The following is a 21,294-nucleotide window of genomic DNA, read 5'->3' on the forward strand; positions in this document are numbered from 1 at the left end:
CCAGCTACCTCGCAGGGCTCCACCTACGCGGCTCCCTCATCTGGATCCGCAGCCTCCGCCCCACCGAGTGATCTCAACCCGGAACAGGCCCTAGTGGCCCTCCCGGCAAGCTTTGCCCCGTCGCGCCGCCCAGCAGCACGCCCGCTCGCCGCGTTGGCCACAAGCCCTGGTAGCTCCTTCCCCAAGCTCTCGGCTTCGTTCGAGCAGGGGGTCAACCGGTTGAGGATCTACCGGGCCGTGGCCACGCGTTGTGACAAAGAGGGCGTACGTCTTCCACGGCGCCGTGACCGCTGCTGTCGTACGTCTCTGGCTACGCTCTTGACTCGCCGGCTGGTCCCTCACAGGCGCGGTTCAGCGGCACAGGGCCGTGTCCACGACACTCTCGACATGCTTCATGGCTGCCTTGTCGGTCGGCTGGATGGTCACCGCGACGTTGGCGGCGCGGCCGTCGTCGGTGACTCCGCCCCGGGTCTCGTATCCCGGGAAGCTACCGCCGTGGCCCCAGGAGACACCGCCGCACGACAGCGGCGTGCTCACGAGCCCCAGTCCGTAGCGGGTGCCGGAGCCAAAGGGGTGTCCGGCGGGGACGGTGGTGCGCATCTGGGCGAGCTGGGCCGCCGGGAGGAGGCGGCCGGCCAGGAGCGCGGTGAAGAACCGGTTGAGGTCGGAGTTGGTGGAGATGATCTGACCTGCCGCCCAGGCCCAGGAGGGGTCCATTTCCGTGACGTCGCTCAGAGGCGCGTCTGCTGAATCCTGGTAGTAGCCCTTGGGATGAGGCTCTCGGATGGTCATGTCACCGGGGGCAGGGAAATAGGTGTGGCGCAGCCCGATGCGTTTGATGATGCGCTGGTCCATCTCCTCGGCAAGCGGGCGGCCGGTGACCTTCTGGATGATCAGGCCGGCCAGCGTAGTTCGTGTTGCTGTACTCCCATTTCGTCCCGGGGGCGAAGTCGGCCTTGTGTTGGAGAGCGATGTCGAGGAGCTCGCGGGGTTCGAAGTACCGAGGCTGAATGTCGTAGTTGAGATAGTCGGGAAGTCCGCTGGTGTGCTGCAGGAGCTGACGGACGGTGATGTGGCGTCCGTCGATCCCCTCCCCGCGGACGAGGCCCGGCAGGTAGGTGTCGACCGGGGCGTCGAGGCCGATCTTCCCTTCACCGACCAGTTGCAGCACGACCACCGCGGTGAACGCCTTGGTGTTGCTGCCGACCCGCACCTGACCGTCCTTGGGCACCTTCGCACCGTTGGCCAGGTCGCCGACCCCTGCGATGTAGGTCCGGGTGTGGCCCTCACGGCCCTTGACGCTCGCCATCGCGGCGGGCATCCCGTCGGTGTGCACCAGCGCGTTCAGGCCCTGCTGGACGGTGTCCGGCCTGGCGGCGGCAAATGCCGCGGGCGGCGCCAGGGCACCCATCGTCATGACGCCGACGACCACCGCGGTCGCGGCCGGCACGGCTCTGCGCCGACCGCCCCGCTGCCGCCTGGACGAACGGGACCTCTGCTGTGCCTGCTCGCGCACGAGTCAACTCCTCGGGAATCGTAGGGAAACCAGCGGCATGTGCCGGGCCCAGCATTTCCGGATGCGGCCGTCGGGGGCGATCCTGCTACCTGCCCGCTCCAGGTAGGGCTACCCCCCCCGGAGCACTCAGCCGATGGGGAAACAGGGCGGGGACGCCCTGGCCGCAGGGGCGGTGTCAGGGAAGCAGATGCGACAGAGTCTGTAGCGCCGACGCCGACCCGCCAGACTCGCCCTGGATCTCGGAGTCCTGTCCGGTGCCGGTGCCGGAGCCGGGCCGGGGCCGAGGCCGGGCGTGGCCGGTCTGGCCCTGCTCGCAATGGTGGAAACTCTCCAAGGTCGCCTCATCATTACTGTTCCCGACAACGTGACCGCCGGGTCCGCACGGTCCGAGACTTGCAGCACGCGGTGAGCGCTCCGGTGGTCGCTGCACCCCTGGACATGTCGACCGGCAAGGACAACCTCTCATGACCGAACGCATCGTCAGTTCCCGTTCCCGCGGCTTCCTGTTCCTCGACTCACACCCGGCCGGCTGCACCCGGCTCGTCCAGGACATGTGGCAGGCCGTCCCCGAACCGGCGCAGGAGGGTCGTACGGACGCGGACGAGGCACCCGTCGCGCTTGTGATCGGCTCGTCCGCCGGGTACGGGCTGGCCGCCACCATCGCAGGACTCGCCAGGGCCGGCATCCGGGGCGTCGGCGTGTCCTTCGAGAGGGCGCCCGGCCGCCGAACCGCAACGGCCGGCTGGTACCGGACTGCCGCAACGGCCGAGCTGGCCGTGAAGCACGGGCGGGACTTCGTGTTTCTCAACGGCGACGCGTTCTCCGACACCCTGAAGGACCAGGTCGCCGACCTCCTCGACGAGCGGTTCGGCGGGAAGCTCGACTACCTCGTCTATTCCGTTGCAGCCCCACGCCGCATCGATCCCGATACCAGTGCTACGTACGCGTCCGTGCTCAAGCCGATCGGTGAGGCGTACCGCACCAAGACCCTCGTCTTCGACGGCGATGGGGCACCCGAAGTCACGACAGTCGAGACCGGGCCGGCCGAGGGCGACGACATCGAGCAGACCGTCGCCGTCATGGGCGGCACGGACTGGGCCCGCTGGATCGACCACCTCGCCGGGCACGACCTGTTGGCACAAGGGTTCGCCACTGTCGCCCTGTCCTACATCGGGTCGCCGCTGACCGCCGCGATCTACCGGCAGGGCACCATTGGTGTGGCCAAGGCCCATCTGGAACAGACCGCCCGGGACCTGAACGACCGGCTCGTCAAGGAAGTCGACGGCCGAGCCCTGACCTCAGTCAACGGGGCCGCCGTCACCCAGTCCAGCACGGCCATTCCCGGCATCGCACTCTATGTCGGGCTGCTGCGCGGCGTCCTCGAAGACGCCATGGTCCCGCCGATCGCCCAGCTCACCCAACTCTGGGACCAACTCACCGGCACCGCGCCCCTCGACGTCGACGACGAGGACCGCATCCGCCTCGACACCTGGGAGCTGACCCCCGCCGTCCAAGAGGCCGTCGCCGAATGCTGGAAGGCCGCCACCACGGAGAACATCCCGACCCTCGCCGCCCTCGACTGGTTCACCGTCCAGGTGCAGCAGCTCTACGGATTCGCCGTGCCCGGCATCGACTACGCCGCGCCCGTCGAGATCGACGTCCCTTGGCCCCAGCCCACCTCCTGACACCCAGGAGGAACGCCATGCACCCACCGTTCGACGCCCCCCTCGTCCGTCGGCCGTAACGTCTCGAAGGAGACTGCTCGATCCTGGTGGTCAAACCGTCCTGCCGTGACGACACCTGGGAGATCCCCGGCGGCGGGCTGGGCGCAGGGGAGGACCCACCGCAAGCAGCCCGGCGCGAGGTCAGGGAAGAGCTGGGTATCGAAGAGGGCAGCACTGTCTACCTGCAGCACGGCTTCGACCCCGCGCGTCCCGAGAACTGACTCCCTCGGCACTCTCCCGACCGGCGCGGGAGCCGACCGGCTGTGATGGTGAGGCGCGGCTTGGAGGTGACCGACCCGTCGAAGGCAAGTCGTACCGGGGCGCCGGCTCCCAGGTCCGGGTGCCGTGTGAGGGCGTCGGCTCAAGCGGGGGAAGCGGCGGCGGCAACAGCACGCATGCCGAAATCCGCCGGGCCGGCGAGCAGGCTATGGACGCCATGAAGGGAAGCCGGCTGGCGCGAAACCTCCGGTGCAGCATCCATCGGCTCACCGACATGGTGGAGGCCATGGTTGTCGCTCATCGCACCTCACCCTCCTGATGTCGGATCGGCTCACCCTCGGCCCCTTGGCGGGAGCTGGTAGGTGTGTCGGCATGCTCGCCTGACTGCAGTAACCCGGCGCGCGCAGCGAACCTTCCGTGGCAAAGCTATTGGCCATACGCGCTCCCGCCGTCCACTCGGCGAAAGACTAAAGAAGGTTTTTCCTGTGCGTTTGTACCGAATAGCACTGTGGCTCACGATTCCTATGGCACTTCCTCTTGTGGTGGCACCGGCCGGGGTGACGACGGCCGGTGCCGTCGGAGGGACGATGCCGGGAGGCCCTCTTTCGCTTTCGATGTGGCGGGCCGGATCACTTCCGGAGCCGGCTATCGAAGCCGCGCGGCTGTTCCCAGCCCTCGGAGTGACAGCAGTGGCATTCCCCCATGCAGCTCCTCGGCCCGCCATCGTGTCGCGGACCCAATGGCAAGCCGACGAGACCCAGCGCGACCCCCATGCCCACTACGCGGAAGGGGTGGCAGCGGTCTTCATCCATCACACCGACACCCCCAACGGCTATGACTGCGCGGACGTCCCGCGTACCCTGCGCAATCTGTATACGGGCCAGACCCGTGACCGGCGATGGGGAGACCTCGGCTACAACTTCCTCGTCGACAAATGCGGAACCATTTACGAAGGCCGTGCCGGCGGTGCGGACCGTCCCGTCATCGGCTCCCATACCATCGGGTTCAACCAAGGCACCGTGGGGATCGCGGCGATTGGCACCTTCGGAAGAGGGGCGCCAGTGCCCGCAGCCATGGAACATGCGATCGCGGCCCTCGCAGCCTGGAAACTCAGCCTGCGCGGCATCGACCCCACCAGCAAGGTGCGGCTCACGTCCACGAATGACAAGAGCCGTTATACGAAAGGAACTTCAGCCGAATTCGATGCCATTTCCGGCCACCGCGACGGCTATGCCACTGACTGCCCAGGGGAGGCGCTTTTCGCCCGACTCCCTGCGATCCGTACCATGGCTGCCGGCCTCCAGGGACGGTCTCCACGCGCATCCTCTGGTGCCGGGCTTCCCCCGGGCTTGCAGAGCCTCCACCGAGGCGTTAAGTGACGATTCATCAGAATCCGGTGCGCATGAAATGTGCGGACCGTCGGCTTCGTAGGCACCTTGGCAAAGGCCCATGACCTCGGTTTTGGGGTGCGGTGACAAGGCGGACGCACGGCGTGTGGGGGACCGGCGCCTGCGGTTACGCCCGAGAGTCCAGCCGCTTGTCATATCGGCTCCTACCACGGACTCGACCGTCCGTGGGTGCAGCAATGGCTCCGGACAAGCTGAGGCCACTCCAGCTCGCCCTTCTGGCTCTGGCGCGGCTGATATCCCAGGCTCTCGGCTACCGGCAAGTCACCGCCATCCGTCTGATACCGAAGCCGGTGGTATCTGGAGCCGATCCGCCCGCGGTGGCCACTCACGGTAACGACAAACGCCGCTCGAACGGAGAATCACGAGATGCGCGGCGGGGGCGGAGGTCCCGCACTCGGCCACTGCCTGTTCCGCTTCCGCGTGCCCTGGGTCCGGCCCTCGGAGTCCTGAGCAAGGTTGCCTGCCGTTGATCCGGGGTCTTCGACGGAGCGGGTCTCGTACCAGCGGCCCGCGCTGTGTGGGGAGGACTCATCGTTCGAAGGATGAGCGTCCTTCACCGCACCCCCAGCGTTTCACCTTTCGCGGACTGAAGGCTGTGACGCCCTGCCCGCCGGCGCCTATTTCCGTGTACCCGGAGTGCCTATGCGGGGGGCCACCGGTGCGCTGGGCTGCCTCGCCACTCCACCCACCGAGGATCGTCAAGAACTTCTTCCGGGTCCGACAGGCCGGCGCCCTCAAGGAACGCCACCACATCGCGATCGGAGTGGGCCAGCCCAAGGACTTCGTCCCCGCCGCTCCGGTGCACGCTCACTATCCGCCCACCTGTGGGGGACGGTGTGTCCACGATGATCATCGCACCACTCATGCAACCAGAATGCCGCTGTTCTTCCCGCGCCGCAGGTCGACGTGGTCGAAGCGCCGCGCGGGCTCCTTGATCAAGTCGATCAAGGAGGCGCCGCGCGCATGGGTCGCTCGGGGTTGCCCTCGGTGGTCGAGCGTTCGCCAACGGTCACCACGTCCGTGCGGCCCGCTCCACCGCATCCTCGGCGAGAGGACCCGTCGGCCCTGCCGACCCAACGGATGATCAGCACGCCGACCTCTTCGAAGAGTACCTGGCGCGAACGATGGGCTATGCGGCACCGACTCGTCGCGTTCCCGACCCCGCGGTTCAAGGCGTGATCACGTCTGGTGGGGCCTCGAGGAGGCTTGGAAGCTGGCCTGCGCACATACCTGGTGCAGAAATTGCGGGAGCCCTGTCCCACATCGGAACACCGCTCCCCGATCCCTTCCTTCCAGGAGACCCATCCGTGGCCACCTCTACGCACCGACCCGGCCGGCCACGTCCTGCACCGGTACGTGCCGTGAAGGCGGCGGTCCGGAGGCGCACCAGGCGTACGGGCTCGGGACGGCGGTCACAGTCATGAAGCACATCGAACTGGGGGATCTGCAGGTCCTCCGCATCGGTCTGAGTGCGATGACGACGTCCGGTTTCTACGGCAAGGCAGGCATGGGGACGACGCCGAGTCGACCCGCACCATTCACCGGCACACCGGGCGCTCGACCTGGGCGTCACGCTCATCGACACCGCTGGGATCTACGGGCCCACGCCAACGAGGAACTCGTCAGCGCTCGCCGGGTGCGGGGCTGCGGCGGGAGAGACTGGCTCACCTGGCCGGGGCAGCGTGGACTGTGCACGCGCCTGTAGCAGGGTCGCAACCGCAACGTCTTCGACGAGGCCATGGACGCCGTGGCCCACGCCCTGCAGCTGGACGAAAGCGAACGCGAATACTTCCTGCGTCTGGCCCGACTGGGCATCGGGATGGGGCAGCCACTATGTTCCCCCTGTGACGATCGCGTATGAGTGGCGAGGTGACTTCGAGAACTCAGCCCTCAATGAGTTGCATGCTGAAGGGTTTGATCACCCGCGCGGACAGACTGATTGGCGCGCAAGACTGCAACGTCACAGCCTTGGTTGGGTCTGTGCGTGGGAGGGCGACTGCCTGATCGGTTTTGTCAACGTTGTCTGGGACGGCGGTGTTCATGCCTTCATCCTGGACACGGTCGTGGCTCAGCGCAGCCGGTCGCAGGGGATTGGAGGTGCGCTGGTTGCAACGGCTGCTGAAGGAGCTCGTGCCGCCAAATGCGAGTGGCTGCATGTTGACTTCGAAGAACACTTGCGATCGTTCTACTTCGACGTCTGCGGTTTCAAGGGAACGGCAGCAGGGCTGATCGCCCTCTGATCTTTGCGTCTCCCGGACCTTGCCGGTGCGTCGCCGAGAGGTCGGGGGAGAGGCCGTCAGCCAGCGTCTGTGTGTTCACATGGCGCGCGAGTGGTGGCGAGGCGTCCGGCGTGGGTCCGACGCCCAGGAAAGGACTATGAAGCTCTACCTTGTTGTACCTGTTGTTCTGCTGGCGGTGCTCATCCCCGCCTCCGGTGGAGCGGGCGTTTCCCGCTGCTGGGTGCTCCCCGCGAACTGGCGACCGGTCCGCGGCGAGGGAGCCGACCTGCTTCTGCTGCTGTGGAAGATGCAGCCGCCGCGGCGCGAGTGGAGCAGCGGCGACGAGGCGGTGGCCACCTCCTTCCTCCGCTTCCTTATCCTGGGGCTGACGTAAAGTCAGCAATCTGCCGTACGGCTGATGCTGACCGTTCAACAGGACTTTGTGTGGTGCGGCACCGGCGTTCACAAGACCTCCGAATGATCTTCCGCATGCCCACACACGAGCATGTGTCCTTCTCCCGTCTTCTGGGCCGCCGCAGCCTCCTTGCCGCCGGCACCGCCGGTGCCGCTGTCGTCGGCGGTCTGACCGCTCCCCGTGCCTATGCCGCGAGCTCGTCCGGGCTGGTGCTGTCCGGCCGACCTGAGGTCAGCCACGGCGTGCAGGTCGGCGATGTCGTCGGCCGCAGCGCTGTCGTCTGGGCGCGGGCCGACCGTACGGCCCAAATGGTGGTTGAGGTGGCCCGCGACCCGCGGTTCCACGACGCTCAGCGGGTCCGGGGGCCGGTCGTCACCCCGGACAGCGACTTCACGGGCCACGTCAAGATCAGCGGTCTGGCCGCGGGCGAGCGGCATTGGTACCGGGTGTCCTTCCAGGACCCGGCCGACGCCCGCCGCACCGGCGCCGCGGTGACCGGCTCCTTCCGTGCCGCCCCCGACCAGCACGGTCCACGCCGCGACATCCGCTTTGTCTGGTCCGGCGACATGGTCGGCCAGGGCTGGGGTATCAATCCCGGCCTCGGCGGCATCGAAATCTTCGAGACCATGCGGCAGGCCAAACCGGACTTCTTCCTGCACAGCGGCGACACTATCTACGCCGACGGGCCGCTCCAGGAGACCGTGACTCTGCCCGACGGCCGGGTCTGGCACAACCTGGTCACCGAGGAGAAGTCCAAGGTCGCCGAGACACTGGCCGAGTACCGCGGGAACTTTCGCTACAACCTGCTGGACGACAACGTTCGCGCTTTCGCGGCGGAGGTGCCCGGCATTTACCAGTGGGACGACCACGAGGTCCGCAACAACTGGTATCCCGGCCAGATCCTCACCGACACCCGCTACACCGAGAAGCGCGTGGATGTGCTCGCAGCCCGGGCCAGGCGGGCCTTCTTCGAGTACCTCCCGATCGACGACCAGTCGGCCGACGAGGTGGGCCGCATCTACCGGCGGATCAGCTATGGGCCGCTGCTCGATGTCTTCGTCCTGGACATGCGCACCTACCGGGACGCCAACAGCCCTCAGCTCAACACCGAGCCGAACGGCGGCATCCTGGGCCGCCGACAGACCGAGTGGCTCAAGCGCGGGCTGGCCAGCTCCAAGGCTCTGTGGAAGGTCGTCGCGGCCGATATGCCGGTCGGCCTGGTAGTGCCGGACGGCGCCAATATCGAGGGGGTCGCCAACGGCGACCCCGGTGGGCCCAAGGGCCGCGAGTTGGAGATCGCCGAGGTGCTGCGCCACCTCCAGCGGCACGCCGTACGCAACACGGTGTGGGTAACGGCGGACGTGCACTACGCCGCCGCCCACCACTACGACCCCGCGCGGGCCGTCTTCCAGGACTTCGACCCCTTCTGGGAGTTCGTCGCCGGACCGCTCAACGCGGGCACCACTACCCATCCCTACAAGCTGGACGCCACCTTCGGCCCCCAGCTGGCGTTCGCCAAGAACCCGTCGGCGCTCGCCTCGCCACTTGACGGGTACCAGTTCTTCGGCCAGGTCGACATCGATGCCGCCTCCGGAGCGCTGACCGTCGCGCTGCGGGACGCCGCCGGGGCCACGCTGTGGAGCACCAGGCTGGAGGCGCAGCGCAGCCGACGGCGAGTCGGCCTGTAGTCCTGCGCGGTGCAGGGCGACCTTGACTGAGTGTACGGGTGCGGGTGGTGCTGGTCCGGTCGGCGTGGGCGACGGTCGAAGTGATGGCCTGGATGACGCTCCGCTCGTTGCGGAGCCGGCTGATCCTTCGGAATCCCACCCGCACCATGGTGCTGTTCAGCAGCCGTGTTTCCGCGACGTGGCTCAGTCACGCCAGTAGGCGGCAAGGAGGAAGTGCCAGATCTCGCTGACCGTCGGGAAGCAGGTGACCGCGTGCCTCAGCCGCTTGAGCGGGACTTCCCCTGCGACTGCCACGGTCGCCGAGTGCAGGAGTTCGCTGACGCCGGGGCCGACGAAGGTGACCCCGAGCAGGACGTCCCGGTCGAGGTCGACGACCATCCGGGCATGGCCCTGGTAGCCGTCGGCGTAGAGGTTGGCGCCCTGGACGACGCCGAAGTCGACATCGACGGTCTTGACGCGGTAGTCGGCGCGGACCGCCTGCTCGGCGTTCAGGCCCACGGCGGCCGCTTCGGGGTCGGTGAAGAAGACCTGGGGTACGGCGTGCTGGTCGGCGGTGGTGGCGTGGTCGCCCCAGGGGGCATCGTCCAGCGGCCGGCCGGCGGCGCGGGCGGCGATGGCGTCGCCCGCGGTCCGGGCCTGGTACTTGCCCTGGTGAGTGAGGAGCGCACGGTGGTTGACGTCACCCAGTGCGTACAGCCATTCGCCTTCGACCCCGTCGACCAGGCAGGTGGTGTCCACGTCCAGCCAGGAGCCGGGGGCGAGGCCGACCGTGTCGAGGCCGATGTCGTCGGTATGGGGAGCTCGGCCGGTGGCGAACATGACCTCGTCGGCCTCCAGTTCGCTGCCGTCGTCGAGGGTGAGGGTGACCGGTCCCGTGGGGTCCGGGCGGCGCAGGGCGGTCACCTGCACACCGATCCGCACGTCAACGCTCGCCTCGGTGAGACTGCGTTCGAGCAGCTCGCCCACGAAGGGTTCCATGCGGGGCAGCAGAGCGCGGCGGACGAGCAGGGTGACCTGGGAGCCCAGGCCCTGCCAAAGGGTGGCCATTTCCACCCCGACCCCGCCACCGCCGACGATGGCGAGCCGTGCGGGCACGGTGCTGGAGTCGGTGCCGTGCCGGTTGGTCCAGGGCCGGGCCTGTCCGATGCCCGGGATGTCGGGCAGCACGGGCCGGCTGCCGGTGGCGATGGCCACCGCGTGCCGGGCCGTCAGGGTCTGGCGCGCGCCGTCGTCGCGGGTGACGGTGACACGGCGGGGACCGTCGATCCGGCCGTGGCCGCGGAACAGGTAGGCGCCGATGGACTTCACCCACCGGGCCTGTCCACTGTCGTCCCAGTCGGTGACGTAGCGATTGCGGCGGGCGAAGACCCGGTCCGTGTCGAGCCGGCCGGTGACGGCCTGCCGGGCGCCGTCCACGCGGCGGGCGTCGGCAACGGCGATGACTGGCCGGAGCAGCGCCTTGCTGGGTACGCAGGCCCAGTAGGAGCATTCCCCGCCGACGAGTTCCCGCTCCACCACGGCCACGCTGAGGCCGCCCGCGCGGGCGCGGTCGGCGATGTTCTGGCCGACCGGACCGGCGCCGAGCACGATCACGTCGTAGGTGCCGTTTCCCTGAGGTTCATGTGCTTTGCTCATGTTTTTTTCCTATCACGATCGAGCTGATCGCTTATTCGTTCATTCGATTGCTTGACGCAGGTCGTCGCCCTGGCCGGGGGACGCGGTTCGGGGCAGGAGCGGTATCAAGGGGAGCAACTGCCGCGATCACGACTCACAAGCCTGGGAAGAGGGTGCGCGGCTCGTCGCCGGTGACTGGGCCGTCCGTGGTCAGTGGAGCCAGGGAACGGTTGCTGCCGTAGATCAGACGCAGTACCGCCTCGGCTGGGACGGCCGGAGCCAGTGGGGTCGGCGGGCTCCACGGGGTAGATGTGCACTTCGTCGTCGATGTCGAGGAACAGTGACCGGCCGGTGTCGATGAGCTCGATCCGGATCCGTTGTCGTGCGAGGCGGGTCCTGGTGCCGACGTGGCTGAACCGTCCGGCAATGAGGTCGATCCGCTCCCACGGCAGAGCTGTCTCGGCGGTGGGTACTGCCGCAGAAGGATCCAGGGCTACGCCGATGTTCCAGCCGTGTACGGACGGCTTCGACAGCCGATGGCCTGCGTGGGCCGCGACGTCGAGCAGTCCGGCGAGTAGGGGATGCGCACCGCCCTGCGCTGTCCCTCGTCAAGGGAATCGTGCGTTCTGCGATCGCCGCGGAGCCTGCGAGGATGCGGCGGGCTACGGATGCGTACCGCGCGCTGAGAAGCCCTGGCGCGGTCCGGCTGTGACCTGAGGAGCGGCCTGCACCACCCCGAGACGTCCCGGTTCTGCCAGCCGTAGGCGGTCCACCAGTCAGGGCTGTGCTGCCGCGGTGTGGCGTCACGGCGTCCTGAGCAGCATCGCCGGAGTCGGCGTCCGCGCCTCGATCATCCCCGGGCCGACGAGACCCTGTTCGGGCTGATCAGGAGGCAGCCCGAGTGCCGGAGTCCGACGAGCGGGATACGGGGCGGACCGCCGCTCTTGTTTGCCGTGTGCCGCCACGTAGCCGAGTCATAGTTGGATGGGCAGGTGGCGGGGGCCGCGGAGCATGGCGTTCTGCCGGTAAGGGGGCGGGTCCTGGATCAGGCGTGCCGTGCTCAGGTGGGGGATCAGCGCGCCGAGCGCGGCCTCGGCTTCGATGCGGGCGAGTGGTGCGCCGTAGCACAGGTGGATACCGCTGCCGAAGCCGAAGTGCTGGTTGTCCGGGCGGGCAGGGTCGAACCGGTCGGGCTCGTGGAACCGCTTGGGGTCGCGGTTGCCTGAGGCCAGCACCAGTACGACGGACGTGCCTGTGGGGATCGTTGTGCCGGCGACGTCGATGTCGGCGCGGGGGATCCTCTCGCGCATGTGGACCGGGGGTTCGTAGCGCAGCAGTTCCTCCACCGCTTGCGGTAGCAGGTCGGGTTCGCGACGCAGCTGGTCCACATGCTCGGGGTGGCGCAGCAGGGTCAGCACCCCGTTGGTGATCAGGTTGACCGTGGTCTCGTGTCCCGCGATCAACAGCAGCACGGCGGTTTCCGCGAGTTCCTCGCGGGTGAGTCGCAGGGCCGGATCCGGCTCGTTGACGAAGGCGGAGAGCATGTCGTCGGTCGGGTGGCCACGGCGCTGCTCGGCGAGGTCCACCAAGTATTGGCCCATCTCGATCCGCGCCTGGTTGCCCGCCTGGTTCCGCTCGGTGGAGTCCTCGTCCGGCCTCACGTCGGCGGATGTGACCAGCGTGTCGGACCAAGCCCGAAACAGCGGCTCGTCCTCGCGCGGCACGCCGAGCAGACGGCAGATCACGGTGACGGGCAGCGGGTAGGCGAATTCGTCGACGATGTCGATCTGCCGGCCCGCCTGGAAGTCCTCCATCAGTTCCTTGGCGAGCTGGGCGATCTCGCCACGCATGGCGTCGACCCGGCCCGGGCTGTGTGGCGGGCCGAACGGGCGCATGGTCAGGGTGCGCAGCCTGTGGTGCTCGGGGTCGTCGAGCCGCAGGAACGGCAGATTCGCCGTCTCCGCGGACGGAGACGAGGCGGTGCGGCAGCGCGGATCTGCACTCATCCGAGGGTCGTGGAGCAGAGCGGCGATCTCGTGGTAGGTGCCGATGAGATAGCTGCCGTCTGCCTGCCGCACCACGGGACCGGCCTCGCGGAGTTCCGCGTACAGCGGGTAGGGGTTGGGGCGGTTCACGTAGTCAGTGATCCGTGCCAGCAAAGTGTCGGAGTCCATGGTGGCTCCTTGTGGTTGGGCGGGACGCGGGTCAGCCGGTGGGGTGCACCACGGTCAGTCGGAGATCGGGCAGGTGGCCGGTGAGCGCCACGATGGGGCCATGGGACAGCCCCTTCGGATCTGGCACGTCGGACGGAACCGGGATGTCGGCCGCGATCGCACGGTCCGCCGCGCCGGGCGGGGGCGGGAACGGGGCAGCCGTCTCGATCAGGTGCCGGTAGTAGTCGAGCGACTTGGCCATGTCGACGGTGACCGCGGCGGTGACCCGCCCTTGGTAGCCGTAGACCATCGCCAGGCGGCGTGCCTCCAGAGAACCTTGGGCGATGACCACTTGGTCGGAGAAGGTCGGCACGCCCACCGACTTGATGTTGAGCCCGAACTGGCTCGACCAGAACGTCGGGAGGGTGAGGTGCGGGCGCCGCAGGGGCCCCGGATTGACCATGTTGTGGGCCGCCACTTCGGCCTGCGCGACCGCGTTGCCCCAGTGCTCCAGGGAGAGCATCTGATACCCGAACAGCGGGTGCGGGAACCGGGAGACGTCACCGGCCACGAAGACGTCGTCGGTGACGATCCCGTACATGTTGAAGGCTCGGCATCCGGCGTCGCAGGCGATCCCGCGGGGGCCCGCTGCCAGCCCGGACTCCGCCAGCCACTCGACGTTGCGGACCGCCCCCAACGCCACGACGCACACGTCCGCGTCGACACGGCTGCCGTCGGACAGGTCCGCACCGATGAACCGGCCGTTCCCGTCCCCGCGCAGGGCGGTGACCGTCACCCCACAGCGCAGATCCACGCCGTGGTTGCGCTGCATGACCGCCGCAAGCTTCGACAGCGTCCCGCCGAGCGCGCCCACCAGGGGGGCGGGGCCGCGTTCGGCGACCGTGACGTCCAATCCTCGTTCCCGGCAGGCCGAAGCGATCTCCGAGCCGGTGAAGCCGCCGCCGATCACCAGCACCCGCTCCGGCCCGGCAGCCAGCCGCTCGGCCAGCCCCCCGGCCTCGTCGCGGGTGCGCAGGGTGAACACCCCGTCCAGGGAGCCCTCATCCGGGTTGGGCCAGGGCCGCGCCCGGGTTCCGGTGGCGATCAGCAGCCGGTCGAACGGCAGCGACTCGCCGTCGGCCAGCATCACCCGCTTCCCGAGAGGGTCCAGGCCGGTGGCGCGTACTCCCAGCCGCCAGTCGGCGTCCGGATCCCGGCGCATCGGCAGCCCCGTGGTGTCCGCCGGCACCTTGCCGAGCAGCACCTGTTTGGACAGCGGCGGCCGGTCGTAGGGCGGATAGGGCTCGTCCCCCACTACGGTCAGTGAGCCGGTGAAGCCCTTCTCGCGCAGCGTCTCCGCGGCCCTCAGCCCGGCCAGCGACGCGCCGACGATGACGACGCGGCCGTCCCGCAGATCACCGGGCACCGGCGCTCACCTCTTCGCCGACGAGGATGGCCTGGACCGGGCACGCCGCCGCAGCCTGGCGCACGCGCTCGGCCTGGTCGTCCGGGACGGCCGGGGCGTACAGCAACCCCTCTTCACCGTGCAGCTCGAACACCTCCGGCGCGAGGAAGACACACTGCGCATAGCCCTGGCAGTGCGTGAGGTCCACAACGATCCGCATGGCTGGCCACTCCTTGAGTCCGTACCGGCGTCCCCTTCTCTTTCTACGCCGATGTCACACCCGGCGCGCGTGGGGCCCGTGTCGCACCGGGCGCCCGCCCCTACCCGTTCGTGGTTCCCGCAAGGAGTGGATGCGGCAGTCCGCGAGGCCGTAGACGATGTGACGCGGTGCGACGCAGTGTCCGTCGTCCGCCGTGCGCAACAGGGCCACCCGGACCAGCAGTCCGCGGGCGAGGCCGAACCCCTGTTGGTCCGAGTGGCCAGCTGCCCGGCCACATGGCCGGGACCGGCTCCGTGGCCATCGCACAGATCGATGAATCGCAGATACCTGGCCGAAAGCGGGCAGGGTGCTACCAGCGGCACCCTCAGGGGCCCTCGTCCTGCGGGTCGGTCGGCAGACACACCTGAAAGCGGGTGTCGCCAGGCTGCGAGGAGACCCGGATGTCCCCGTGATGTTTGTTGACCACGATGCGGTAGGAGATGTCCAGCCCCAGTCCGGTGCCCTCACCGACCGGTTTGGTGGTGAAGAACGGTTCGAAGATGCGGGGTCTGATGTCAGACGGAATCCCTGAGCCGGTGTCGGCCACCTCCACGAGCAGGCGGGCATCCTCCCGCCACGTCCGAATCGTCAGCGTGCCCCCTGCAGGCATGGCGTCCACGGCGTTGATGATCAGGTTGGTCCATACCTGGTTGAGCTCGGCGCCGAAGGCCGAAATCGGCGGTAGTTCGTGTCCGTAGTCCTTGACCACCAGAACATTGGACGGGATCTTCGCCCGCAGCATTGTCAGGGTGGCATCGAGCAACGTGTGCACATCCACGGTCTGTTGCGGCGCCCGGTCCAGCTGCGCGTACTGCTTTGCCGCGCCGACCAGGCCCGAGATGCGGGTCACGGCATCATCGATCTCGCCCATCAGAAGTTCCGCATCGATGGTGTACGCCAGCCACCGCACCGTGGAACCCAGATTGTCCTCGCCGATGGTGTCGGCCACCGAGGTCAGCCACGGCACGCTGATGTCCGCGGCGACCAGAGTCGGTGCCAGATCCCACGCCTCTGTGACCCCATGCTCCTCGAGCCAGTCGCCGACGGCGTCCTCCGCATCCGCAGCAGCCAGCGCGGGCAGACCGGAAGCCGTAGCTGCCCGTTGAACCGCATCGTCCTGCAGCTCCACGAGACGATGCAGCTCGGATCCGTCCAGCCGGCCGTCAGCGATCATGGCGAGCTTGTGGCGCATACCGGCCACTCGCTCCCGCAGAGCGGCGGTGGCCCGTACAGCGGCTGCCGCAGGATTGTTCAGCTCATGAGTCAGGCCTGCCGACAGCGACGCCAGGGCCAGCAGCCGCTCGCGCTCATTGACGATGGCATTGGCCGCGCGCGTACCGAAGAACAAGCCCTCCAGCAGGTGCAGTGCCATCGGGAACCACGTGCGTACCGCGTACGCGAAATCGTCGGCGGGCAACACGAAGAACTCGGTGTCAGTGACAGCCCGGAGGGTGTGGGGGTACCGCTGCTCGATGCGGTCCCCGATGTACGAGCGAGTTGCCCCGCTGTACACACCGCGCTGATCGGTGCGGGTGACCTCCACATCGTCGCCGTGCAGAACCCGGCTGAGCGCGATCACCCCGCTGAGCAGCACGAAGAAACACGTGGCCGACTCGCCCTCCTTGTACACCACGCTTCCGGCGAGCCGTTGCTCTGTGCGTCCGCGTTCTGCCAGCCAGCCGAGCTGCTCCTCGCTGAGCTCCTCGAACAGGAACAGAGTCCGCAACTGCTCAGGTGACAGATGGGCTGACGTGGTCACTGCGCCTCCAGATAGCGGTGCACCAGCGTGACGGCCATGGCTCCCTCGCCGACGGCCGACGCGACACGTTTGACCGAGGAGGAGCGCACATCCCCTGCAGCGAAGACACCGGGCACGCTCGACTCCAGGTGGTACGGATCTCTCGGCAACCGCCATCCGGGCGGACGCTTCCCTCCGGCCACCAGGTCAGGGCCCGTCACCACGAATCCGCGCTCATCGCGGGTGACCACCCCCGCCAACCACTCGGTATGCGGCTCGGCCCCGATAAAGATGAACAGCCAGGACGCGGCAATGGTGCGCACGGCGCCGGACCGGCTCTCGCGGAGAGTCAGCTGCTCCAGGTGCCCTTCGCCCTCGCCGCCGAGCACCTCGGTCCACGGGTGGATCTCGATGTTGGCGATGCCGTTGATCTGGTCGACCAGATAGCTGGACATCGAACGGTTCAGATCGCCTTGGCGGATGAGGACGTGAACACGCCGTGCGTAGCGTGAGAAGTACACCGCTGCCTGCCCCGCGGAGTTGGCACCGCCGACGATGTATACATCGTCCCCGGAGCAGCTGGGCGCCTCGGTGACCGCAGACCCGTAGAAGACGCCCGCCCCGGTGAACTCCTGCAGCCCGGCGGCGGCCAGCCGCCGATAGGACACCCCGGTGGCCAGGACCACGGTGTGCGCGGCAATCGAGCTCTCCGGACCCAGATGCAGCACCCGGCCCGATCCCGCCACCTCCAGCGCGACAGCTCGCTGCGCGCTGAGGATCTCCGCCCCGAACTTCAGCGCCTGGCGGCGCGCTCGCTCGGTCAGCTGGGAACCGGAGACGCCGTCGGGGAAGCCCAGGTAGTTCTCGATACGGCTGCTCTGCCCGGCCTGCCCGCCGGTCGCCTGCTGTTCCACCAGGACCGTACGGAGTCCCTCCGAAGCGCCGTAGACGGCAGCTCCCAGACCGGCAGGCCCCCCACCGACCACCACCAGGTCGTAGAAATCCGAGGCCGGAACGGTGCTGAGTCCGACCTGCGCGGCGAGTTCCCGCTCGGTGGGGGAGACCAGAGGCTTTCCGTCCGGGGTGATGACCAGCGGTACGTCGGTCGCGGACAGCCCTGCGGCAGCCAGCAGTCGCTTCCCCTCCGGCTCGTCGGACAACAGCCAGCGATAGGGCACGAGATTGCGGGTGAGGAAGTCACGGACCGCGAAGGAGGGCGCGGACCAGCGGTGCCCGACCACGCGGGTCTCCGTGTCGCCCGGATCAGGTGTGGCGTTCCACAGGTCCAGCAGTGTGTCGATCACCGGATAGAGGTGCTGTTCCGGCGGGCTCCAGGGCTTGAGGAGATAGTGGTCGAGATCCACGACGTTGATTGCGTCGATGGCCGCTTCCGTGTCCGAGTAGGCGGTCAGCAACACGCGACGTGCGAGCGGGAAGAGATCCATGGCCTCCTCGAGGAACTCGATGCCGTTCATCTGGGGCATGCGGTAGTCGGCGAGCATGAGTGCGAGCTGATCACCACGGAGCTTGAGCTCGCGCAGTGCTTCAAGGGCATCGCGGCCGGAGAGCGCGCGCACGATTCGGTAGCGGTCGCCGTACTGTCGCCGGATGTCGCGGGCGACCGCCCGGGAGACTGCCGGGTCGTCGTCGACAGTCAGGATCGTCGGGTTCGCCATGACTCCATCATTCTCGCAAAGGCCGGGAAATGACGGCTGTCCGTTCGATGGTGGCGTCGGAGGGACGGGCTGCGCCGACAGCGGGAAACATCAGATCGTCGCGGCGAGCAGTTCGGCGCCTTGGCCGATGAGGCGGCGGTCCCAGCGGGTGCGGTCCTGCTCGGTCCAGGGACCAGCTCGCCGTCCGCTGTTCCACTCCCAGGTGCCTACCTGAACGGCCCTGAGTGCCTGCCGCAGGAAGTTGCCGCTCGGCTCCTCCCTTGCGGGGCGAGCAGGTGGTGGGGCCTGGATCATCCGCTCCTTCGCCCAGGCGGCCAACGCTGTGAGGAATTCCCACTGCTTCCCCGTGGGTTCTCCTGAAGCACCTGCCACGACGGTGAGGGCGCCGACCGGGCGCTGCTCCCTGCCGAACACCGGTACAGCCGCCAGGCCCGTCCCGGGCCAGTCATTGGCCGACGTGGGAGGGCTGGTGCCTGAGGGGGTATGGAGCATCCATACACCAGTACCCTGGCGCACGGCACGGGCCGGGGCCGCGGTGTCCTTCTGGTCGATGATCTCCCACGGACGGACGAGGCCCGGAGGCAGTCCGGCCACTGACACCAGACGTAGTGCCGACATGGGACCACGCAGGTGCACCGTCCCGCCCAGGCCGTCCAGCTCGGCGACGGCGTGCTGAAGGGCGAGCCGCAGCACCTCGCCCTCTGTGACGGCCCGTTCCACACTGTTAAGCAGGGCCAGCCGAGCATTCATGGATTAACTGTATATTTCAGGCACAAAACCGGTCAGAAGTCGAGGCTGCCAAGCCAGCCCGGCGCGGCAAGGCAAGGCAAGGCAACGGCCAAGGGTGCTGCGCCCGCCTGGTGACCGACCCGCTGCGCACCACCGTGCCCGGCGCCGTCACCCTCGACCACTCAGTGAACTCTGCCGGCCTGGAACGCCGGAGGGCCGTGCTCGTCGGCCTGACCGCACCGGACGCGATGGCGGGCGACTCTCTGCCGGAGCTCGACGTGACCCTCCCTGCGCAGTCCGGCCGCCGAGGAGGTGGGGAACGGCCCGTGCGGACGCCGACGCACTTCGACGCACTTCAGCCGCCGGCCTCCGACAGCTATGGCGACTTCCTGCGCCGCTCGCAGAAGGCCGGGCGAATAGCGGAGCAGTGGTACCCACCCGCCCGTGCGACGGTTTGTAAGGGGGTTGCCTCTTCTTGCTGCGGGAAACGCCACGGCCGTGCCCGATCGCCAAGGGATTCGCCGACGAGTTGGCCGCACAGGGGCTGAACCCTGCCGCCCACCGCAACGGGGCTCGCGTTCCGGTGCGGGCTCGGGCGGCTTCGCTGGCCCGTGCGAAGGGGGGCGTGGCGTACTACGCGGGCATATCTATCGGTCGATTTCCCGCACCTCGGTCGACTGCGGCTTGTCCTGGCTCGAGGCTGCAACTCACCGTGCCACCGGGTGCGATTCACGGCGCGGCTCGCGCGCGGTGCCGGCGTACCGCGTCGCGATTGGCGCAGCGCTGGGAGCAGTAACGCTGCCGCCCGGTGCGGGAGGTGTCGGCGAAGATCGTGGTGCACTCGGTCAGGGCGCACCGCCGGAGCCGGTGCATCCCCCGCCCTGCCAGGTGCAGCGCGGTGCCAACGGAGATCAGCGAGAACAGGAGGGCGCCGAGCGGCTGGCGGTCGTCGCGGTAGTGCAGGTGCCAGCCGTCGTCGGCGTGATCGGTCAGCCGCGGGTGGGTGCAGGCTGCCGCCAGCATCCGGTTGACCAGCTCGGCGCGCTCGCGCTCGTCGGTGGCGTCGACGACCTTCTCCCACGCCCCCAGCGCGGACTGGGTACGGTCCAGGTCCCTCGCCGTGACCGGATGCTCCAGCACAAGCCCGGCGGCGCGGCAGCGGTCCGCGAGTTCCTCGGCGTTTGCCGGGCGTCGGTTGGCGAGATCAGCAGCCAGCTTCACGGCATCCTCGCCGTAAGGGTTGAGATGCATAAGCTCATTACATCATTCTGGCCCGCATGGGACACCGCGCCGGACAACACACCGAAGTACGGCAGGGAGGGGAGAACGATGTCGCCGAGCTCGTACGCCTGCGGACGTTGCTGTTCGAGACCCTCGGCGGAGACTTCTTCAACCCGTCCTCAGCAGACGACGACTGGCGGGACACACTTGCTGCGGTGCTGAAGGAACAGCTGACAGCGGACGCTGTACGGATCCTCGTCGTGGACGGCGGCAACGGCCTCGCCGCCTGTGGCATCGGCACTATTGAGCAACGGCTGCCCGGCCCGCACCTGCGCAACGGTCGGATTGGACACGTCATCGGCGTGGTCACCGATCCGACGTATCGACGACGCGGCCACAGCCGCGCGATCATGCGGGGCTTGCTCGACTGGTTCCGGGAACGTGAGGTCGCCCGAGTGGATCTGTACGCGTCTCCTGACGGTGAACCGCTCTACCGTGCACTGGGTTTCGTCGACCACCCCGACCCCTCGCTGTGCTGGCGTCCGTGACAGGCGACCCGCCGCACGAGGCAACCAGCCGCGTTGCCCTCGGTCGCAGTCAAGGCGCACCTTCATGCTCGGGCGGACTCATGGGCAGAGTTCAGGTCCTCACGTACGACCCCGTGGACCCCGAGATCATTAAGGTCGGTCGCCGTACGACGGGCCAGCTGGTGTTCGGTGCGGTGCTCATTGTGCTGCCGGGCGCTGTTCTGCTGGCCGGCGTCGCGTTCGTGGCGGTGGGGGTGGTGGCGCTGGTCATCTGATCGTTTGCCGGGGCCCGGAGAGCATGCCCTCCGGGCTCTCTCTGTTTGGGGGTGGCAGCCAGATCATCTGAATCTGCGACCTGCGAAGTACGGCGCTAGAGGCTGTACTCGGGTCGCTCGACCAGCAGCTGGTACGCGCCCGCTCCGAAGGGGTGGCCCTCAAAGCGATGCTGCGCCAGGAGTTCGCGGTTGTGCTGGTCGATGCACTGATGCCTGGCATGGACATCTTTGAGACCGCCGCCAACATTGAGCGCCTGGACCAGACCAAGGGCGTGCCGAACATCTTGCTGACACCGGGACCGATGCCGACACGGACTACCTGTACTGGGGATACGAGATCGGCGCCGCCGACCTGACGAAACCATTCGACCCCTGGCTGCTGCGCACCAAGGTCAACGTCTTCGTGGATCTGTACGGTAAGAACCGTCAGCTCGCCGCACAGGCCGAGCAACTGCGTCGTCTGCTGCTCGGGGCGCCGACTCCCGCCGCACCGGTAGGTCCGGCGGG

The 21,294-nt window shown here is 68.3% G+C and carries 17 protein-coding genes and 4 pseudogenes; 10 read left to right on the top strand and 11 right to left on the bottom strand.

Features of this window, described 5'->3' with window-relative positions; translation table 11 throughout:
* Positions 1 to 201 precede the first annotated feature (201 nt).
* Positions 202 to 322 (top strand): annotated as a pseudogene (locus AB0915_RS31215) (IS5/IS1182 family transposase); the annotation flags it as partial.
* A gap of 29 nt (positions 323 to 351) precedes the next feature.
* On the opposite strand, the pseudogene AB0915_RS31220 reads toward AB0915_RS31215, so the two are convergent.
* A pseudogene (locus AB0915_RS31220) lies at positions 352 to 1,450 on the bottom strand (serine hydrolase domain-containing protein).
* Between the two features lie 530 nt (positions 1,451 to 1,980).
* On the opposite strand from AB0915_RS31220, the gene fabV reads away from it, so the two are divergent.
* Together fabV and AB0915_RS31230 are read left to right on the top strand one after the other, a co-directional pair.
* The gene (gene fabV, locus AB0915_RS31225) at positions 1,981 to 3,201 is read left to right on the top strand and encodes an enoyl-[acyl-carrier-protein] reductase FabV (RefSeq protein WP_366694280.1); all 1,221 of its coding nucleotides are present in this window, start codon (positions 1,981 to 1,983) and stop codon (positions 3,199 to 3,201) included.
* An 86-nt stretch (positions 3,202 to 3,287) separates the two neighbouring features.
* Positions 3,288 to 3,461 carry an NUDIX domain-containing protein gene (locus tag AB0915_RS31230; protein WP_366694281.1) on the top strand — a complete coding sequence of 58 codons (174 nt, stop codon included), beginning with the start codon at positions 3,288 to 3,290 and terminating at the stop codon, positions 3,459 to 3,461.
* A gap of 140 nt (positions 3,462 to 3,601) precedes the next feature.
* On the opposite strand, the gene AB0915_RS31235 is transcribed toward AB0915_RS31230, so the two are convergent.
* Positions 3,602 to 3,760, bottom strand: a complete 159-nt coding sequence (locus AB0915_RS31235) for a hypothetical protein (RefSeq protein ID WP_366694282.1) — start codon at positions 3,758 to 3,760, stop codon at positions 3,602 to 3,604.
* A 400-nt stretch (positions 3,761 to 4,160) separates the two neighbouring features.
* On the opposite strand from AB0915_RS31235, the pseudogene AB0915_RS31240 reads away from it, so the two are divergent.
* A pseudogene (locus AB0915_RS31240) lies at positions 4,161 to 4,838 on the top strand (peptidoglycan recognition protein); the annotation flags it as partial.
* 670 nt (positions 4,839 to 5,508) lie between these two features.
* Here AB0915_RS31240 and AB0915_RS31245 read toward each other — a convergent pair.
* Positions 5,509 to 5,733 carry a hypothetical protein gene (locus tag AB0915_RS31245; protein WP_366694283.1) on the bottom strand — a complete coding sequence of 75 codons (225 nt, stop codon included), beginning with the start codon at positions 5,731 to 5,733 and terminating at the stop codon, positions 5,509 to 5,511.
* 979 nt (positions 5,734 to 6,712) lie between these two features.
* Here AB0915_RS31245 and AB0915_RS31250 point away from each other — a divergent pair.
* The 3 genes from AB0915_RS31250 (at position 6,713) to AB0915_RS31260 (ending at position 9,190) form a co-directional block, all read left to right on the top strand.
* Positions 6,713 to 7,108, top strand: coding sequence for a GNAT family N-acetyltransferase (locus AB0915_RS31250; RefSeq protein ID WP_366694284.1), 396 nt, complete (start codon positions 6,713 to 6,715; stop codon positions 7,106 to 7,108).
* Between the two features lie 136 nt (positions 7,109 to 7,244).
* Positions 7,245 to 7,481, top strand: coding sequence for a hypothetical protein (locus AB0915_RS31255; RefSeq protein WP_366694285.1), 237 nt, complete (start codon positions 7,245 to 7,247; stop codon positions 7,479 to 7,481).
* Positions 7,482 to 7,576: 95 nt separating this feature from the next.
* Positions 7,577 to 9,190: an alkaline phosphatase D family protein gene (locus AB0915_RS31260; protein WP_366694286.1), complete on the top strand. Its 1,614-nt coding sequence runs from the start codon at positions 7,577 to 7,579 to the stop codon at positions 9,188 to 9,190.
* Between the two features lie 183 nt (positions 9,191 to 9,373).
* On the opposite strand, the gene AB0915_RS31265 is transcribed toward AB0915_RS31260, so the two are convergent.
* From AB0915_RS31265 to AB0915_RS31300, 8 genes are all read right to left on the bottom strand, one after another.
* On the bottom strand, positions 9,374 to 10,825 hold the full coding sequence (locus tag AB0915_RS31265) for an NAD(P)/FAD-dependent oxidoreductase (RefSeq protein ID WP_366694287.1): 1,452 nt from the start codon (positions 10,823 to 10,825) through the stop codon (positions 9,374 to 9,376).
* Positions 10,826 to 11,778: 953 nt separating this feature from the next.
* Positions 11,779 to 12,978 (bottom strand): cytochrome P450, encoded by a 1,200-nt coding sequence (locus AB0915_RS31270; RefSeq protein ID WP_366694288.1) that lies wholly within the window; start codon positions 12,976 to 12,978, stop codon positions 11,779 to 11,781.
* A 31-nt stretch (positions 12,979 to 13,009) separates the two neighbouring features.
* Positions 13,010 to 14,383, bottom strand: a complete 1,374-nt coding sequence (locus AB0915_RS31275; RefSeq protein ID WP_366694289.1) for an FAD-dependent oxidoreductase — start codon at positions 14,381 to 14,383, stop codon at positions 13,010 to 13,012.
* Entirely contained in the window at positions 14,373 to 14,582 is a 210-nt protein-coding gene (locus AB0915_RS31280; RefSeq protein WP_366694290.1) for a ferredoxin, read from the bottom strand. Before AB0915_RS31280 ends, AB0915_RS31275 begins: the two co-directional genes overlap by 11 nt.
* 364 nt (positions 14,583 to 14,946) lie before the next feature.
* A complete protein-coding gene (locus AB0915_RS31285) occupies positions 14,947 to 16,380 on the bottom strand; it encodes an ATP-binding protein (protein ID WP_366694291.1) in 1,434 nt (477 codons plus the stop codon).
* Positions 16,377 to 18,035 (bottom strand): FAD-dependent oxidoreductase, encoded by a 1,659-nt coding sequence (locus tag AB0915_RS31290; protein WP_366694292.1) that lies wholly within the window; start codon positions 18,033 to 18,035, stop codon positions 16,377 to 16,379. The genes AB0915_RS31285 and AB0915_RS31290 overlap by 4 nt, the downstream gene beginning before the upstream one ends.
* A gap of 90 nt (positions 18,036 to 18,125) precedes the next feature.
* The gene (locus AB0915_RS31295; protein ID WP_366694293.1) at positions 18,126 to 18,785 is read right to left on the bottom strand and encodes a GAF domain-containing protein; all 660 of its coding nucleotides are present in this window, start codon (positions 18,783 to 18,785) and stop codon (positions 18,126 to 18,128) included.
* Between the two features lie 708 nt (positions 18,786 to 19,493).
* Entirely contained in the window at positions 19,494 to 20,015 is a 522-nt protein-coding gene (locus AB0915_RS31300) for a CGNR zinc finger domain-containing protein (protein WP_366694294.1), read from the bottom strand.
* Between the two features lie 26 nt (positions 20,016 to 20,041).
* On the opposite strand from AB0915_RS31300, the gene AB0915_RS31305 reads away from it, so the two are divergent.
* The 3 genes and pseudogenes from AB0915_RS31305 to AB0915_RS31315 all read left to right on the top strand — a co-directional run.
* Positions 20,042 to 20,533: a GNAT family N-acetyltransferase gene (locus AB0915_RS31305; protein ID WP_366694295.1), complete on the top strand. Its 492-nt coding sequence runs from the start codon at positions 20,042 to 20,044 to the stop codon at positions 20,531 to 20,533.
* 80 nt (positions 20,534 to 20,613) lie between these two features.
* Positions 20,614 to 20,787, top strand: coding sequence for a hypothetical protein (locus tag AB0915_RS31310; RefSeq protein ID WP_366694296.1), 174 nt, complete (start codon positions 20,614 to 20,616; stop codon positions 20,785 to 20,787).
* Between the two features lie 92 nt (positions 20,788 to 20,879).
* Positions 20,880 to 21,294 (top strand): annotated as a pseudogene (locus tag AB0915_RS31315) (response regulator); the annotation flags it as partial.

Source organism: Streptomyces sp. NPDC048411, from assembly GCF_040704695.1.
Classification (GTDB): domain Bacteria; phylum Actinomycetota; class Actinomycetes; order Streptomycetales; family Streptomycetaceae; genus Streptomyces.